The 16,925-nt window shown below is 71.0% G+C and carries 17 protein-coding genes; 13 read left to right on the top strand and 4 right to left on the bottom strand.

Features of this window, described 5'->3' with window-relative positions:
* Positions 1–24 precede the first annotated feature (24 nt).
* From EUA94_RS06995 to EUA94_RS06940, 12 genes are all read left to right on the top strand, one after another.
* Complete coding sequence (locus tag EUA94_RS06995) at positions 25–717, top strand: 4a-hydroxytetrahydrobiopterin dehydratase (RefSeq protein WP_129426043.1); 693 nt, start codon at positions 25–27, stop codon at positions 715–717.
* A 2-nt stretch (positions 718–719) separates the two neighbouring features.
* Positions 720–1,394: a VOC family protein gene (locus EUA94_RS06990; protein ID WP_129426041.1), complete on the top strand. Its 675-nt coding sequence runs from the start codon at positions 720–722 to the stop codon at positions 1,392–1,394.
* A 253-nt stretch (positions 1,395–1,647) separates the two neighbouring features.
* Positions 1,648–3,408 carry an acetolactate synthase large subunit gene (locus tag EUA94_RS06985; protein ID WP_129426039.1) on the top strand — a complete coding sequence of 587 codons (1,761 nt, stop codon included), beginning with the start codon at positions 1,648–1,650 and terminating at the stop codon, positions 3,406–3,408.
* Positions 3,408–3,953 (top strand): acetolactate synthase small subunit, encoded by a 546-nt coding sequence (gene ilvN / locus EUA94_RS06980; protein WP_129426038.1) that lies wholly within the window; start codon positions 3,408–3,410, stop codon positions 3,951–3,953. The genes EUA94_RS06985 and ilvN overlap by 1 nt, the downstream gene beginning before the upstream one ends.
* Before the next feature lie 74 nt (positions 3,954–4,027).
* Positions 4,028–5,056, top strand: coding sequence for a ketol-acid reductoisomerase (ilvC, locus tag EUA94_RS06975; RefSeq protein WP_129426036.1), 1,029 nt, complete (start codon positions 4,028–4,030; stop codon positions 5,054–5,056).
* Between the two features lie 32 nt (positions 5,057–5,088).
* Positions 5,089–5,880, top strand: coding sequence for a class I SAM-dependent methyltransferase (locus EUA94_RS06970; protein ID WP_242494716.1), 792 nt, complete (start codon positions 5,089–5,091; stop codon positions 5,878–5,880).
* 60 nt (positions 5,881–5,940) lie between these two features.
* Positions 5,941–6,813: an iron uptake transporter permease EfeU gene (efeU, locus tag EUA94_RS06965; protein WP_129426032.1), complete on the top strand. Its 873-nt coding sequence runs from the start codon at positions 5,941–5,943 to the stop codon at positions 6,811–6,813.
* Positions 6,814–6,829: 16 nt separating this feature from the next.
* Entirely contained in the window at positions 6,830–8,005 is a 1,176-nt protein-coding gene (efeO, locus tag EUA94_RS06960) for an iron uptake system protein EfeO (RefSeq protein ID WP_129426030.1), read from the top strand.
* Positions 8,002–9,267 (top strand): iron uptake transporter deferrochelatase/peroxidase subunit, encoded by a 1,266-nt coding sequence (gene efeB, locus EUA94_RS06955; protein ID WP_129426184.1) that lies wholly within the window; start codon positions 8,002–8,004, stop codon positions 9,265–9,267. Before efeO ends, efeB begins: the two co-directional genes overlap by 4 nt.
* 28 nt (positions 9,268–9,295) lie before the next feature.
* Positions 9,296–10,300 (top strand): hypothetical protein, encoded by a 1,005-nt coding sequence (locus EUA94_RS06950; protein WP_129426028.1) that lies wholly within the window; start codon positions 9,296–9,298, stop codon positions 10,298–10,300.
* 55 nt (positions 10,301–10,355) lie between these two features.
* Positions 10,356–11,828, top strand: a complete 1,473-nt coding sequence (locus tag EUA94_RS06945; protein WP_129426026.1) for a purine-cytosine permease family protein — start codon at positions 10,356–10,358, stop codon at positions 11,826–11,828.
* 36 nt (positions 11,829–11,864) lie between these two features.
* Positions 11,865–12,569 (top strand): DsbA family oxidoreductase, encoded by a 705-nt coding sequence (locus EUA94_RS06940; RefSeq protein ID WP_129426024.1) that lies wholly within the window; start codon positions 11,865–11,867, stop codon positions 12,567–12,569.
* A 4-nt stretch (positions 12,570–12,573) separates the two neighbouring features.
* Here EUA94_RS06940 and EUA94_RS06935 read toward each other — a convergent pair whose 3' ends face one another.
* The 4 genes from EUA94_RS06935 to EUA94_RS22085 form a co-directional block, all read right to left on the bottom strand.
* Positions 12,574–13,149, bottom strand: a complete 576-nt coding sequence (locus EUA94_RS06935; protein WP_129426022.1) for a YdeI/OmpD-associated family protein — start codon at positions 13,147–13,149, stop codon at positions 12,574–12,576.
* Between the two features lie 81 nt (positions 13,150–13,230).
* On the bottom strand, positions 13,231–13,956 hold the full coding sequence (locus tag EUA94_RS06930; RefSeq protein WP_129426020.1) for a hypothetical protein: 726 nt from the start codon (positions 13,954–13,956) through the stop codon (positions 13,231–13,233).
* Positions 13,937–14,539 carry an RNA polymerase sigma factor gene (locus EUA94_RS06925; RefSeq protein ID WP_165356826.1) on the bottom strand — a complete coding sequence of 201 codons (603 nt, stop codon included), beginning with the start codon at positions 14,537–14,539 and terminating at the stop codon, positions 13,937–13,939. Before EUA94_RS06925 ends, EUA94_RS06930 begins: the two co-directional genes overlap by 20 nt.
* A gap of 55 nt (positions 14,540–14,594) precedes the next feature.
* Positions 14,595–15,113 carry a hypothetical protein gene (locus EUA94_RS22085; RefSeq protein ID WP_165356825.1) on the bottom strand — a complete coding sequence of 173 codons (519 nt, stop codon included), beginning with the start codon at positions 15,111–15,113 and terminating at the stop codon, positions 14,595–14,597.
* 214 nt (positions 15,114–15,327) lie between these two features.
* Between EUA94_RS22085 and serA the strand changes: the two genes are divergently transcribed.
* Positions 15,328–16,920 carry a phosphoglycerate dehydrogenase gene (gene serA / locus EUA94_RS06915; protein ID WP_242494715.1) on the top strand — a complete coding sequence of 531 codons (1,593 nt, stop codon included), beginning with the start codon at positions 15,328–15,330 and terminating at the stop codon, positions 16,918–16,920.
* The last annotated feature ends 5 nt before the right edge of the window (positions 16,921–16,925 follow it).

The following is a 16,925-nucleotide window of genomic DNA, read 5'->3' as shown; positions in this document are numbered from 1 at the left end:
GGTGGTCGGTGGCAGGGTCGAGGCATGAGCGACCAGACCTCGGACCCCCAGGCACGCCTGAGCCACGACGACATCCTCGCCACCGGTCTCGACGACTGGCGCAAGGTGCTCAACCGGCTCCGGGCGCGCTTCCGCACGGGTGACTTCGCCACCGGCGTGGCCCTTGTCGACCGGATCGGCGCCGCCGCCGACGCGGCCAACCACCACCCCGACGTCTCGCTGACCTATCCCGAGGTCATCGTCACGCTCAGCAGCCACGACGTCGGCGGCATCACCAGCCGGGACATCGACCTGGCCCGCACGATCAGCGGCTTCGCGGCCGAGCTCGGCGCCGCGGCCGACGTCTCCGGGCTGACCGAGATCGAGCCCGCGGTCGACACGGCCGACGGGTCGCGGCTGGCGCCGTTCTACGCCGCACTCCTCGGGGCCGAGATCCAGAACGGTGGTCCCGTCGACCCGAGCGGCCAGGTGCCGGGCCTCTGGTTCCAGGAGCCGCCGACCAGCCCGGACGAGACCGGTCCCGAGCTGCCCGCGCAGGACCCCGAGCAGCGGTGGCACTTCGACGTGTGGGTCCCGCATGACGAGGGGGAGCGCCGCCTCCGGGCGGTCCTCGACGCCGGCGGTCGGCTGGTCAGCGACGCGGAGGCGCCCGCCTACTGGGTCATCGAGGACGCCGACGGCAACCGTTCCTGCATCTGCACGCCGCTGGGCCGCTAGCCATGCCCGACGAGCAGGACGACGCCACGGCGCTGACCTTCACCTCCGTCCAGGCCGAGGAGGGGCTGGCCGACTGGCGGATGATGTTCCAGACGCTGGAGACGAGGTACGCCACCGGGAGCTTCGCGACCGGCCTGGAGCTGACGTCCCGCATCGGTGCGGTCGCCGACGAGCTCGACCACCATCCCGAGCTCGACCTGCGGTTCGCCACGCTCCACGTCCGGCTGATCAGCCGTGACGTGTTCGGTGTGACGGGCCGCGACCTCGCGCTGGCCCGCCGGATCTCGGCGGTGGCCGCGGACCTCGGTGTGGGTGCCGACCCCGGCGCGGTGGAGATCGTCGAGCTCGCGCTCGACACGCCGGACCGCGCCGCGATCAAGCCGTTCTGGCGCGCGGTCCTCGGCTACGACGACCACCCGCTCCATGACGGGGAGGTACGCGACCTCCAGGGGATCGGGCCCGCGCTGTGGTTCCAGCAGACCGATCCGCACGACGAGCCCCGCCAGCGCTTCCACCTTGACGTCCGGGTCCCACCGGAGGTGGCCGGGCCGCGCATCGAGGCGGCCCTGGCGGCCGGCGGCACGCTCGTGAGCGACGAGCGCGCCCCGATGTTCGTCGTGCTCGCCGACGCGCAGGGCAACAAGGTGTGCGTCACCACGGGGCTCGGGCGCGATTGACGGCGTGGTCACCGCCACGCCCGCAATGCCATATTCCGAGACCGGTGTTCCACATGTTGGGACGAGTGGGACACTTGCTTGACGCCGGCCCGCCCCGGCGACGACGGTTGTCGCATGCGCACCGACATTCTTGTACGCACGCGACGCGTGAGCTGAGGTCCCCGGACCGAGCGCACACGCGTCACCCCTCGTCGCCCACCGGGCCGAGGGGCTTTTTTATGGGCTCACAGTTGACGAAACAGGAAGAAGATCCATGAGCGAGCAGAGCGGACAGGTCTCCGGCGCGCAGAGTCTCGTCACGTCCCTCGAGGCAGCCGGCGTCACCGACATCTTCGGCATCCCGGGCGGCGCGATCCTCCCGGCGTACGACCCGCTGATGGACTCGCAGCGGATCCGCCACATCCTGGTGCGCCACGAGCAGGGGGCCGGCCACGCCGCCCAGGGGTACGCCGCCGCGACCGGTCGTACGGGCGTCTGCATGGCGACCTCGGGCCCGGGTGCGACGAACCTCGTCACCCCGCTCGCCGACGCCCACATGGACTCGGTGCCGCTGGTGGCGATCACCGGCCAGGTCAGCGCCGCGATGATCGGCACGGACGCCTTCCAGGAGGCCGACATCCGCGGCATCACGATGCCGGTCACCAAGCACAACTTCCTCGTCACCGACCCCGCCGACATCCCGGGCCGGATCGCCGAGGCCTTCCACATCGCCTCCACCGGCCGTCCCGGCCCGGTGCTCGTCGACATCGCGAAGTCCGCGCTCCAGTCGCAGACCACCTTCGCCTGGCCCACCGAGCTCCACCTCCCGGGCTACCGGCCCGTGAACACCCCGCACGCCAAGCAGATCAAGGAGGCGGTGCGCCTCATCAAGGACGCCCGTCGCCCGGTCCTCTACGTCGGCGGCGGCGTGATCCGCGCCCGCGCCTCGGCCGAGCTGGCCAAGCTGGCGGCGCTCACCGGCATCCCCGTGGTCACCACGCTGATGGCCCGCGGAGCCTTCCCCGACAGCAACCCGCAGCACCTCGGCATGCCGGGCATGCACGGCACGGTTGCTGCCGTCGCCGGACTGCAGAAGAGCGACCTGATCATCAGCCTCGGCGCGCGCTTCGACGACCGCGTCACGGGCAACCTCGACTCGTTCGCCCCCCAGGCCCTGGTGATCCATGCCGACATCGACCCGGCCGAGATCGGCAAGAACCGCCACGCCGACGTGCCGATCGTCGGGGACTGCAAGGAGGTCATCGCCCAGCTGGTGGCGCTGCTGACCGCCGAGGGCGCCGACGGTGACTACGAGGCCTGGATCGCCTTCCTGGCCGGGGTCAAGAAGCAGTACGCCCTCGGCTACGACGCGCCGACGGACGGCTCGCTCGCCCCGCAGTACGTCATGGAGCGGCTCAGCGACATCGCCGGACCCGACTCCATCTACGTCGCCGGCGTCGGCCAGCACCAGATGTGGGCCGCGCAGTTCATCGGCTACGAGAAGCCGAACACCTGGATCAACTCCGGTGGTCTGGGCACCATGGGCTACGCCGTGCCGGCCGCCATGGGCGCCAAGGTCGGCATGCCCGACACGACCGTCTGGGCGGTGGACGGCGACGGCTGCTTCCAGATGACCAACCAGGAGCTCGCCACCTGCGCGATCAACGACATCCCGATCAAGGTCGCGATCATCAACAACGAGTCGCTCGGCATGGTCCGGCAGTGGCAGACGCTGTTCTACAACGAGCGCTACTCCAACACCGACCTGCACTCACGGCGCGAAACTCACGGGAGGATCCCCGACTTCGTCAAGCTCGCCGACGCCTACGGCTGCGTGGGCCTGTCGTGCGAGTCGCCCGACCAGGTCGACGCGACGATCGAGAAGGCGATGGCGATCGACGACCAGCCGGTCGTGGTGGACTTCCGGGTGCACCGCGACGCGATGGTGTGGCCGATGGTGGCCGCCGGCACCAGCAACGACGAGATCAAGTACGCGCGCGACCTCGCGCCCCAGTTCGACGAGGACGACATCTGATGACCCGTCACACCCTGAGCGTCCTGGTCGAGAACAAGCCCGGCGTCCTGGCCCGCATCGCCGGCCTGTTCTCCCGCCGCGGCTTCAACATCGACAGCCTCGCCGTCGGCCCGACCGAGCACGCGGAGGTCTCCCGGATGACCATCGTGGTCAACGTCGAGGAGTCACCCCTCGAGCAGGTGACCAAGCAGCTCAACAAGCTCGTCGAAGTCATCAAGATCGTCGAGCTCGACGGCCCCGGCTCGGTCAACCGCGAGCTGCTGCTGGTCAAGGTCCGTGCCGACGCGTCCACCCGCGGCGCGGTCCTCGACGCGGTCCAGCTCTTCCGGGCCAAGGTCGTCGACGTCTCGCCCGAGGCGGTCACCGTCCAGGCCGTCGGCAATTCCGACAAGCTCGCCGACCTTCTCCGCGTGCTCGAGCCGTTCGGCATCCGCGAGCTGGTGCAGTCGGGCATGGTCGCGATCGGTCGCGGCTCGCGCTCGATCAGCGAGCGGCCGCAGCGCCCGGTCGCCGTACCTGCTCCCGTTTCAGCAATCGCCCACTGACCCCAGATCTCGACACGCCGCTCCTCGCGGCTACTCGATCACCGAGATTCACCCAACCCGAAGGAGAGCCCCCCGTGGCTGAGATGTTCTACGACGACGACGCCGACCTGAGCCTGATCCAGGGCAAGAACGTCGCGGTGATCGGCTACGGCAGCCAGGGCCACGCCCACGCGCTGTCGCTGCGCGACTCCGGCGTCGACGTCCGGATCGGGCTGCAGCCCGGCTCGAAGAGTCGTGACAAGGCCGAGGCCGAGGGCCTGCGCGTCCTCACCCCGCGCGAGGCGGCCGAGGAGTCCGACCTGATCGTGATCCTCGCTCCCGACCAGCACCAGCGGAAGCTCTATGCCGAGGAGATCGAGCCCGCGCTCACCCCCGGCGACACCCTGGTCTTCGGCCACGGCTTCAACATCCGCTTCGGCTACATCACGCCGCCCGAGGGCGTCGACGTCTTCATGGTCGCGCCCAAGGGGCCCGGCCACCTCGTACGTCGTGAGTACGTCGACGGGCGCGGCGTGCCGGTGCTCGTCGCCGTCGAGAAGGACGAGTCCGGCACGACCTGGGACCTCGCGCTGTCGTACGCCAAGGCGATCGGCGGCCTCCGTGCCGGTGGCATCCGGACGACCTTCACCGAGGAGACCGAGACCGACCTGTTCGGCGAGCAGGCCGTCCTCTGCGGTGGCGCCTCGCAGCTCGTGCAGTACGGCTTCGAGGTCCTGACCGAGGCGGGCTACCAGCCCGAGGTGGCCTACTTCGAGTGCCTCCACGAGCTCAAGCTGATCGTCGACCTCATGTACGAGGGCGGCATCGCCAAGCAGCGCTGGTCGGTCTCCGACACCGCCGAGTTCGGTGACTACGTCTCCGGCCCGCGCGTGATCACGCCCGACGTGAAGAAGAACATGGAGGACGTGCTCGCCGACATCAAGAACGGCGCGTTCGCCGAGCGCTTCATCACCGACATGGACAACGGCTCGCCCGAGTTCACCGAGTTCCGCAAGAAGGGGGAGTCGCACCCGATCGAGCAGACCGGCCGCGAGCTCCGCAAGCTGATGGCCTGGGTGAAGTCGCACGACACCGACTACGTCGAGGGCACCGCCGCCCGCTGACGGGTGGCGGCAGATCCATGACCGGCGTGCCCGTGAGCTCCTACACCCACGGGCACGCCGAGGCCGTCCTGCGCTCGCACCGGTGGCGCACCGTGGCCAACTCGGCGGCGTACCTCCTCCCGCACCTGCGCCCCGACCAGCGACTGCTCGACGTCGGGTCGGGTCCCGGCACCATCACTGCCGACCTCGCCCGCCTCGTCGGCGAGGTGGTGGCGCTCGAGATCAACGACGAGGCCGCCGACCTCACCCGCGCCGAGCTCGAGCGGCAGGGCATCACCAACGCCACGGTCATCGTCGGCGACGTGCTCGCCCTCGACCTGGCGGACGGCGACTTCGACGTCGTGCACGCCCACCAGGTGCTGCAGCACGTCGCCGACCCCGTCGCGTCGCTCCGCGAGATGATGCGCGTGGCCCGTCCGGGCGGGCTCGTCGCCGCGCGCGACAGCGACTACGGCCACTTCTCGTGGCACCCCGCCTCGGCGGGCCTGGACCGCTGGCTCGAGCTGTACGACGCGGCCGCGCGGGCCAACGGCGGCGAGCCGCACGCCGGGCGGATGCTCCTCGCGTGGGCGCACGCCGCCGGTGCGAACGACGTCGTGGCGAGCTCCTCGACGTGGTGCTTCGCCGACGCGGACGACCGCGCGTGGTGGGGGAGCCTGTGGGCCGACCGGGTCACCTCGACCGCGCTGGCTCGGCAGCTGGTCGACGAGGGCAGCGCGTCGCCGGAGGAGCTGGACGACGTGGCCGGCGCCTGGCGGGCCTGGGCGGCGGACCCGGATGGCTGGTTCTCCGTGCTCCACGGAGAGGTGCTGGTCCGGGCCTGACCGTCTCGGAGACGACGTCATTGTTAGGCGTGCCTTACCTAAGGTGTAGCGTGATGTCTCGTGCTGGCGAACTACTTGATCGGGCTGCGCGAGGGGCTGGAAGCGGCCCTCGTCGTGAGCATCCTGGTCGCCTACCTGGTCAAGACCGACCGCCGCCACCTGCTGCCCCGGATCTGGGCGGGGGTCGCCCTCGCGGTCGGCGTGAGCCTCGCGTTCGGCGCCGCCCTGACGTACGGCCCGCGCGGGCTGACGTTCGAGGCCCAGGAGCTCATCGGGGGCGGCCTCTCGATCGTCGCGGTCGGCTTCGTGACCTGGATGATCTTCTGGATGGCCCGGGCCGCGCGCAGCCTCAGCGGTGAGCTGCGCGGCCGGATCGACGATGCGGCGGACGGCAGTCGCTGGTCGCTCGTGGTCGTCGCGGTCCTCGCGGTGGGCCGCGAGGGACTCGAGACCGCGCTGTTCCTCTGGGCCGCGACCCAGGCCGGCACCCGCGACGCTGTTGGCGCCCCCAGGCCCACGTGGGAGCCGCTGCTCGGCGCCGGGCTCGGCATCGTCACTGCGGTCGCGCTCGGCTACCTGATCTATCGCGGCGCCGTCTCGATCAACCTGTCGCGCTTCTTCACCTGGACGGGCGGGTTCCTCATCCTCGTGGCCGCCGGCGTCCTCGCCTACGGCGTGCACGATCTCCAGGAGGCCCGCTTCCTGCCGGGTCTCAACGACCTCGCCTTCGACGTGTCCGACACCGTCGACATGAACACCTGGTACGGCGCCCTCCTCAAGGGGATCTTCAACTTCTCGCCGGCCACCACCCAGCTCGAGGCCGCTGCCTGGCTGCTGTACGCCATCCCGGTGATGGCGCTCTTCCTCGTCGGTGCCCGCCGGCGCACGACCACCCCGACCACCCCGGCAGCGCCGTCGCGCGCCGCAGTCTGAGAGAGAAGCCCCGCTCATGCGCATGTCCCTCGTGGCGACCGCACTCGTCGCCCTGCCCCTCCTCGCGGCCTGCACGCAGAATGCCGACACCGGCTCGAGCGCCGGGTCCGGCGACGAGGCCGACCCGCGCGCGCTGGTGGTCGACTCGTCCGCCGACGCCTGCGCCCTGTCGTCGACCGAGGCACCCGCGGGCACGCTCACCTTCGACGTGACCAACTCCGGCGACCAGGTCACCGAGTTCTACCTGCTCGGCGAGGACGGCCTCCGCATCGTCGCCGAGGTCGAGAACATCGGCCCGAGCATCAGCCGCGCGCTGACCGTCAACGCGCCGGCTGGGACGTACGTGACGGCCTGCAAGCCCGGCATGACCGGCGAGGGCATCCGCGGCGAGTTCACGGTCACCGAGTCCGACGAGGCGGTGGCGGTCAACGCCGACGAGCAGGAGCTCGTCGACCAGGCCGAGGCCAACTACGCGGCGTACGTCGAGGACCAGTCGGCCCAGCTGCTGGAGAAGACGCAGGAGTTCGTCGAGCTCTACAAGACCGGTGACGACGACGCGGCCCGGGCGCTCTACCCGGTGGCCCGCACCCACTGGGAGCGCATCGAGACCGTGGCGGAGTCGTTCGGTGACCTCGACCCGATGATGGACGCCCGCGAGGCCGACCTCGAGCCCGGCCAGAAGTGGACCGGCTGGCACCTCATCGAGAAGGACCTCTGGCCGCAGCGTGCCGAGGACTACACCGCGCTCACCGACCGGCAGCGCGCGACGTACGCCGACAACCTGCTCGCCAACACCGTGGAGCTCGACTCCCGCGTGCAGGAGCTCACCTACACGGTCGACGCGATCGCCAACGGGTCGCGCGGCCTGCTGGAGGAGGTCGCGACCGGCAAGGTGACCGGCGAGGAGGAGTACTGGTCGCGCACCGACCTGTGGGACTTCCAGGCCAACGTCGACGGGGCGAAGGTCGCGTGGGAGGGCGTGCAGCCGATCGTGGAGGCCAAGGACGCCGACCTCGCCGACCAGCTGTCCTCGCGCTTCGACGAGCTCCAGGCGCTGCTCGACGAGCAGCGCGAGGGCGACGGCTTCGTGTCGTACGACGACCTGACGCCCGAGCAGGTCAAGGACCTGTCCGATGCCGTCAACGCGCTCTCCGAGCCCCTCTCGCGCCTCACCGCGGCGGTGCTCTCCTGACCGGGCAGGTCAGCAGGAGGGGCCTGCTGGGCGGGGGAGTCGCCGTCGCCGGGGCGGCGGGCGCGTTTGCCGCGGGCCGGACGACGGCCCACGCGGAGGTCCCGGCAGCGGCCGGCGACGACGCGCGCTCGGCGACGTACGCCTTCCGCGGCGCGCACCAGGCCGGGATCGTCACCCCTGCGCAGGACCGGCTCCACTTCGCGGCGTTCGACGTGCTCGCCGACGACCGGGCGGAGCTGGTCGACCTGCTCGAGCGGTGGACGCTCGCCGCCGAGCAGATGACGGCGGGACAACCCGCAGGCACCGGCGCGGTCGACGGCGACGTACGCCTGCCGCCCGACGACACGGGCGAGGCGCTCGACCTGCCCGCGAGCGGCCTCAGCATCACGTTCGGGTTCGGCCCGTCGCTGTTCCGCGACGGCGAAGGGACGGACCGCTTCGGCATCGCCGACCGGCAGCCCGACGCGCTGCGTGAGCTGCCGCACTTCCCGGGCGACATCCTCGACCCGGCCCGCTCCGGCGGCGACCTCTGCATCCAGGCTTGCGCCGACGACCCGCAGGTCGCCGTCCACGCGGTGCGCAACCTGGCCCGCATCGGCTTCGGCACGGTCTCGGTGCGGTGGTCCCAGCTCGGCTTCGGGCGTACGTCCACGACCTCCACATCGCAGTCGACGCCCCGCAACCTGTTCGGCTTCAAGGACGGCACCGCCAACGTCAAGGCCGAGGAGGGCGCGGCGCTCAACGAGCACGTCTGGGTCGGCGACGACGCGGGTGCCGGCTGGTTGGCCGGCGGCTCCTACCTGGTCGCGCGACGGATCACGATGACCATCGAGGTCTGGGACCGCCAGCCGCTCGGCGACCAGGAGTCCTTCGTCGGCCGCACCAAGGGCACCGGCGCCCCGCTGTCCGGCGGCGAGGAGATGACCGAGCCCGACTTCGACATGCCCGGCAGCAACGACCAGCCGGTGATCCCGACCGACGCCCACGTCCGCATCGTCCACCCCGACGCGCACGGCGGCGTACGGATGCTGCGCCGCGGCTACAACTTCGTCGACGGCTCCAACGCACTGGGCGGCCTCGACGCCGGCCTCTTCTTCATCGCCTACGTCCGCGACCCCGGCACCCACTTCGTCCCGGTGCAGCTCGCCATGTCGAAGAACGACGCCCTCACGGAGTACCTCAAGGTCACCGGCTCCGCGCTCTTCGCCGTTCCGCCGGGTGCGGGTCCGGGGGAGCACGTCGGCCAGTCGCTGTTCGCCTGACCGGCACGTCACGGGCAGGATGACCCGCATGAGCGAGCGCCGCGCGGACGTCGACGTCGTGCGCTTCCTCGCGCTGGCCTCGATGTACGTCGCCCACGTCGCCCCAGTGCCCGGACCGGCGCACGTGCTGGAGCTGAGCGAGTACCTCACGATGCCGCTCTTCGCACTCCTCATCGGCGTCGGCGCGCAGCTGGGCTCGAGCCGCACCGGCACTGGCCACTGGGCCGCAGTCGTGGTGCGTGGGCTCGCCCTGGTCGGCCTCGGCCTGGCGCTCGAACGGGCGGAGGCGCAGGTCGTCATCGTCCTGGTTCACCTCGGCGTGCTGGTGGTCGTGGCCTCCCTCCTCGCCCGACTGCCCGACCTCGTGCTCGCGGGCGTCGGCCTCGCCGCGCCGGTCGTCGGAACGTTGCTCGTGCAGCACACCTCGACCGACGTGATGCTGGGCCAGGGCTGGACCTCCGACCTCGCCCGCTTCGCGTGGGGCGGTCCCTACCGGCTGCTGCCGATGGTGGCGTACGCCGCCCTGGGCATCCTCGTCGCCCGCCACCTCGTGACGGGTCGGGGCGCCCGGTCAGTCGTGGCGCCCGGCGTCCTCGGCGCCGCGATGCTTGTCCTCGCGGCGGCGGCGCTCGCAGCGGAGCAGAAGGGGCTGGTCGACCTGGTGCCCTACTCGGGGACCCTGCAGGAGACAGGGCTCGACGCGCTCGTCGCGACGGGCGTGTGCCTCGTCGGTCTTGCCGCCGCGCGAGCGCTCGACCGCACTGGCGCCGCACGGGTCGTGGGCGGGCTGGCCGCTGTCGGTGCGATGACCCTGACGCTGTACGCGCTCCCGATCCTCTGGCTGGCGTACGACGTCCGAGTCCTGCACCCGGGCGCCGCCGATGACTCGTGGACCAACCTCGCCGTCCTGCTGGTCGGGTCGCTCGTCGTGACCGCCGCGTGGCGCCTCGTCGTACGCCGCGAGCCGTGGCGCCGCGGCCCGGTCGAGGGCGCCCTCGGCACGGTCACCGGCCTCGTCGAGCGCCGCGGCTGAGTCCACCACCCCACGGGTGCTGGTCCCCGGCCCGCCGGTGCGCGACGATTGAGCCATGAGCGACACAGCAACCACGGGCTCGGGCCTCGAGCAGACCCGCCGGCTCGGCGTCGAGACGACGGGCATCGAGATCATCGAGGAGTCCGAGCGCACTGCCCGGCCCCAGGACCTGTTCTGGCCGTGGTTCGCGGCCAACGTGTCGGTCTTCGGCCTGAGCTATGCCTCGTTCGTCCTCTACTTCGGCATCTCCTTCTGGCAGAGCGTCGTCGTCTCGGTGATCGGCATCGTGGTGTCGTTCCTGCTCTGCGGCGTGATCGCGATCGCCGGGAAGCGCGGCTCGGCGCCGACGATGATCCTCAGCCGTGCGGCGTTCGGCGTGAACGGCCAGAAGGTGCCGGGCGTGATCTCGTGGTTGACCTCGATCGGCTGGGAGACGTTCCTCGCGATCCTCGCGGTGCTCGCCACGTCGACGATCTTCACCCGCCTCGGCTGGGGCGGGGGCACGGGCACCAAGGTCGTTGCCGCCGTCGTGGTCGCGGCCCTCGTCGTCTCGGCGAGCGTCGCCGGCTACCACATCATCATGCGGATGCAGTCGGTGCTGACCTGGATCACCGGAATCGTCACGGTGCTCTACATGGTGCTGACCCTCGACGAGATCGACTTCTCCGCGGTCATGGACATCCCGTCCGGATCCACGCAGGCCGTGATCGGCGCCCTCGTCATGGTGATGACCGGCTTCGGTCTCGGCTGGATCAACATCGCCGCCGACTGGTCGCGCTACCAGAAGCGCACCGCCTCCGGTCCCTCGATCGTTGTGTGGAACACCCTCGGCGGTGCCCTCGCGCCCGTCGTGCTGGTGCTGTTCGGCCTGGCGCTCGCGGGGTCGTCGACCGAGATCCTCGACGGAGTCGCGGGCGACCCGATCGGCACCCTGGCGACCCTCCTGCCGACCTGGTTCCTCGTCCCGTTCCTCCTCGCCGCGATCCTGTCACTGGTCAGCGGAGCGGTGCTCGGCATCTACTCCTCAGGTCTGACGCTGCTCTCGCTCGGCGTGAAGCTCAAGCGCCCGCAGGCGGCCGCCGTCGACGGGGTGCTGCTCACGATCGGCACGATCTACGTGGTCTTCTTCGCCGACAACTTCATCAATCCGTTCCAGAGCTTCCTGATCACGCTCGGCGTCCCGCTGGCGGCGTGGGCCGGGATCATGATCGCCGACCTCGCGCTGCGCAAGCGCGACTACGACGAGGACGCCCTCTTCGACGCGTCCGGTCGCTACGGCGCCTTCGACCGGGCCGCGATCGGTACCATGGCCGTCGCGTCGGTCGTCGGCTGGGGGCTCGTGGTCAACCTCTTCGCAGACGACGCCTCGTGGAACAACTGGCAGGGCTACCTCCTCGGTCCGCTGGGGCTCGGCGGCAAGGACGGCACCTGGGCGTTCGCCAACGTCGGCGTGCTCGTCGCGCTCGTGATCGGCCTCGTCGGCGGCTACCTGCTGCGGCGTCGTACGGTCGCCCACCAGGAGGCCTGAGGGAACACGGGGGCCGGGCCCGCTGTTGGGGCCGTCGTGAAGATCGAGATCTGGTCCGACGTCGTCTGCCCGTGGTGCTACATCGGCAAGCGCCGCATCGAGAACGCCCTGGCCGAGTTCGGCCACGCCGACGAGGTGGAGGTGCACTGGCGCTCGTACGAGCTCGACCCGGGTGCGCCGACCGAGCCGACCGAGAGCACCTCGGTGATGCTGGCGAAGAAGTACGGCCAGTCGCCCGAGGGTGCCAAGCAGATGCAGGACCGGGTCGAGGCCGTCGCCGGCGAGGAGGGGCTGATCTACCGCCTGTCCCAGACGCTCCACCTCAACACCGTCGACGCCCACCGGGTGATCCACCTCGCCCACGACCAGGGCGGCGCCGACCTGCAGGGCCGGGTCAAGGAGGCGCTGCTCGAGGCCTACTTCACCGAGGCTCGCAACGTCGCCGACCACGCCGTGCTGCGTGAGGTCGCCGTGTCCGCCGGTCTCGACGGCGTACGCGTCGACGAGGTCCTGGCCTCCCGCGAGTTCGAGGCCGACGTGCGTGCCGACGTCGAGCAGGCGCAGGCGTACGGCGCCACCGGGGTTCCGTTCTTCGTGATCGACCAGAAGTACGGCGTCTCGGGCGCCCAGCCGACCGAGGTCTTCACCCAGGTGCTGGAGAAGGCGTGGGCCGACTCCCACCCGATCGTTGAGATGGTCGGCGGCGGTGACGCGTGCGGCCCCGACGGCTGCGCCGTCTGAGTCGCTAGGGCTGCGACTTCTCCCCGCGCGCGGCCTTCTCGGCGGTCGTCTCGACGCGGGTGGCGCGGGTCTCCGGCCGCTTGGCCAGCACGATCCAGGTGAGGATCATCTTCCGTGCCGACGCCGACCACGACTCCCAGTGCTCGTGCGAGCCCGGGTGGCGCTCGAACGCGGACGCCAGGTCCGGCGGGACCACGAGGTCCTCGACGTCGTCCATCAGCGTCCACATGCCCGTCTCCTTGGCGACGGTGATGGCGGCGGCGCCGGCGGGCTCCATGAGGCCGGCCGCCTCCAAGCGCGCGATGCGACCCTTGTTGATCCGGGTCCACATGCTGCCGGGCCGACGAGGGGCGAACCACTGCATCGAGCGGACCTCGTCGACGGGCTTCACCGTCGAGTCGACCCAGCCCCAGCGAAGCGCCTCGAGCACCGCCGCTTCGTAGGAGAAGGCCCGCTCGGCCGCCTTGCGGGGGCTCACCAGCCACACGCCGGTGGTCTGCGTGTGGTGCTCGCGGAGCCAGGTGGTCCACTCCTCGACCGCGGCCGGCTCGAGCCGTTTGGCATCCTCCATCGCGCCCATGGCCTCAGCCTGCCGAGTCGAGTGCGCTCGCGGTAGTGGTCACCACGGGGGCTTCGCACTCGACCTCACGAGTGACGATCGTCAGTCCTCACTGCGATCCCTGCCGTCCCGGTCCTCGCCGCCGTCCCCGTCCTCGCCGGAGCGGTCGTCGTCGTCGCCGTCCCCCTCGCCGGACTCCTCGCGTGGCTCCTCGGTCGCCTCGCCGGATCCCTCTCGGGGCTCCTCGATCTCCTCCCCGGCCCCGTTGGTCTCCTCCTCAGCCTGCTCGGCGGAGTCCTCGTCCCCGCGTGAGTCCTCCTGCGTGCCGGACGTCGCGTCGGTCGGCGTGGTGTCCGGAGCTGTCGGTGGAGTGGGCGCCGGCGGTGCCACCTCGCGGGGGACCGTCACGTGCACCTCGGGCTCGGCGGGGTCCGGAGGCACCGAGCGCTCGTCGGAATCGCGGTCCCGATGCTCGCGCAGGCCACGGTCGGGGATCTCGAACGGCGTGATCGTGTTGACCACCCTCGCGACCACCCGCTGCATCGGCGCGGGCAGCTCGTCGGCGGCCGCGGCACTGATGCCGCCGGCAAGCACTCCGGTCGAGACGACGCTGATCAACACGGCGGATGCCGAACGCCGGCGACGAGCGCGGGCGGCCGCGAGCGGTGCGACGCCGTCGGGGAAGTCTCCGGCGAGGACCGCCATGAGCTCCGGCCCCACCGGCGGTGCCGGCTGCTCGGCGACGTCGCGCAGCTTCGTGACGAGTCCCGCGAACGCGGGATCATCCAGCGCTTCGCCCATCGTGTCCTCATGCATGTCCGTGCTCATGGCTCACCTCATCGCGGCTGGTTCTGGGTCGTCGCCTGTCGCTGTCCAGCAGCCTGCGCAACGTGGTCAGTGCCCTGGCCTGCGTCTTCATGACCGCTGCCTGGCTGCGGCCGATGGCTGTGGCCGTCTCGTCGACCGTGAGGTCACCGAGCACACGCAGCAGGATCACCGATCGCTGGTCCTCGGGCAGCAGGTCGAGCAGCGTGAGCGCCGTGCCCTCGCCCAGCTGGTCGAGTGCCTGTTGCTCCGCGGAAGGCTGGACGCGGGTGTCCACGGTCGGATCGTAGGACTGCATCGCGGGCCGTCGGTCGCGGCGACGCAGCTCGTCGACCAGGAGGCCGTGAGCCACGGTGAACGTCAGTGCCCGCAGACCCCGGTAGCCGCCGGCGACCTCAGCGACCCGGGGGAGCACCTTCACGAAGACGTCGTTGGTGAGGCCCTCCGGATCCTCCGACCCGCGCATCCGGAGGTAGCCACAGATGCGGGGCGAGAGCGCTTCGTAGATCCCTCGGAGCGCGGTCGTGTCACCGCGCGCGGCCGACGCGGTCATCGACTCGAGGTCCTCCATCACGAGCTCGCCCATCAGCGGCATCGTAGGGCCGGTACCGTCCGGAGCCGGCCCCACGACGTCGGAGGTCTCAGTCGTCGGACTCGTCCTCGTGACCGTCGTCGTCCTCGCCCTGGTCATCGTCGGCCTCGTCCTGGTCGTCGTCCTCGCCCTGGTCATCGTCGGCCTCGTCCTGGTCGTCGGCCTCGTCCTGGTCGTCGGCCTCGTCCTGGTCGTCGGCCTCGTCCTGGTCGTCGTCGGCCTCGCCCTGGTCGTCGGCGTCGTCGGCGGGCTCGACCTCGGCCTCGTCAGCCGACTCGTCCTGGCCCTCGTCGTGGGCCTTGTCTCCCTTGTCTCCCTTGTCTCCCTTGTCGGGCACGGTGTCGTCGTCAGCCTCGTCGTCAGGGTCAGCGTCCTCGGCCTCGTCGTCCGCGTCAGCGTCCTCGGCCTCGTCGTCCGCGTCGTCCGTCCCGGTCGTGCCGGTGGAGGCGTCCTCGGCCGGAGTGGGTGAGTCACCGTCGAGGCCGTTGGCAGACGCGAGGCCGAATCCGGCGATCACGATGGCGGCCAAGCTGCTGGCGGCCGCCTTGTGAGCAGTGGTGATCTTCATGGTTCTCCCTGGAGTCGAGGGGGTTGTCTAAGGAGGAGACCGACCGCCGATGACACGGACGTACCCCTGTGTCCACCATCTGAGAACCCAGAGACGTCGACCTCGTCGCCGAAAGGTGGGACACCCGGCTCTGGTCCGGACGTCGCAGGTAGAGTGGTTGCCGCACAGCGTCGTGCGGTCCCCACCCCCTTCGATCTCTTCGAGGAAACACGCTGTGAACCACGCCAAGCCCGTCGTACTGATCGCCGAAGAGCTGAGCCCCGCCACGATCGAGGCGCTCGGACCCGACTTCGAGGTCCGCAGCTGCAACGGCGCCGACCGAGCCGAGCTGCTGACGGCGATCGTCGACGTCGACGCGATCCTGGTCCGCTCGGCCACCAAGGTCGACGCCGAGGCGCTCGCCGCCGCGACCCGCCTCAAGGTCGTCGCGCGCGCCGGTGTCGGCCTCGACAACGTCGACGTGAAGGCCGCCACCCAGGCCGGCGTCATGGTCGTCAACGCCCCGACCTCCAACATCGTCAGCGCCGCGGAGCTCGCCGTCGCCCTGATGCTCGCCGCCGCCCGCCACATCAGCCCGGCCCACGCTGCGCTGCGCAACGGCGAGTGGAAGCGCTCGAAGTACACCGGCATCGAGCTCTACGAGAAGACCGTCGGCATCGTCGGCCTCGGCCGCATCGGCGTGCTGGTCGCGCAGCGACTCAGCGCCTTCGGGATGAAGGTCATCGCGTACGACCCCTACGTGCAGGCCGGCCGCGCCGCGCAGATGGGCGTCCGCCTCGTCGACCTCGACACCCTGCTCGCCGAGTCCGACTTCATGAGCGTCCACCTGCCCAAGACCCCCGAGACGGTGGGCCTGATCGGCGCCGACCAGCTCGCGGCGGCCAAGCCGAGCCTCGTGCTCGTCAACGCCGCCCGCGGTGGCATCGTCGACGAGGCCGCCCTCTTCGACGCGCTCAAGACCGGGCAGATCGCGGCCGCCGGCCTCGACGTCTTCGCCAGCGAGCCCTGCACCGACAGCCCGCTCTTCGAGCTCGACAACGTCGTCGCGACGCCCCACCTCGGCGCCTCGACCGACGAGGCCCAGGAGAAGGCCGGCGTCTCGGTGGCCCGGTCGGTGCGCCTCGCGCTCAGCGGCGAGCTCGTCCCCGACGCGGTCAACGTGCAGGGCGGCGTCATCGCCGAGGACGTACGTCCCGGGATCCCGCTCACCGAGAAGCTCGGCCGCGTGTTCACCGCGCTCGCCGGCGAGGTTGCCCAGCAGCTCGACGTCGAGGTCCGTGGCGAGATCACGGAGTACGACGTCAAGGTGCTCGAGCTGGCGGCCCTCAAGGGTGTCTTCGCCGACGTGGTGGAGGAGCAGGTCTCCTACGTCAACGCGCCGCTCCTCGCGGCCGAGCGCGGCACCGAGGTGCGCCTGGTGACCGACTCCGAGAGCCCCGACCACCGCAACCTGATCACCCTCCGCGGCACGCTCGCCGATGGCACCCAGGTCTCGGTCAGCGGCACGCTGGTCGGGCTCGCGCAGAAGGAGCGGCTGGTCGAGGTCAACGGCTTCGACGTCGACATCGAGCCCACCACGCACCTGGCGTTCTTCACCTACGAGGACCGCCCCGGAATGGTCGGCACGATCGGCGGGATCCTCGGCGACGCCAACGTCAACATCGCCGGCATGCAGGTCTCGCGGCAGGACCGGGGCGGCGCCGCGCTGGTCGCGCTCAGCGTCGACTCGGCCATCCCGGCCGACACGCTGGCCCAGATCGAGACCGCCATGCAGGCGGTCTCGGTGCGCGCCGTCGACCTGTCCTGACGCAC

The organism is Nocardioides zhouii (assembly GCF_004137345.1).
GTDB lineage: Bacteria > Actinomycetota > Actinomycetes > Propionibacteriales > Nocardioidaceae > Nocardioides > Nocardioides zhouii.
This window is presented reverse-complemented; position numbering and strand designations above follow the sequence as displayed.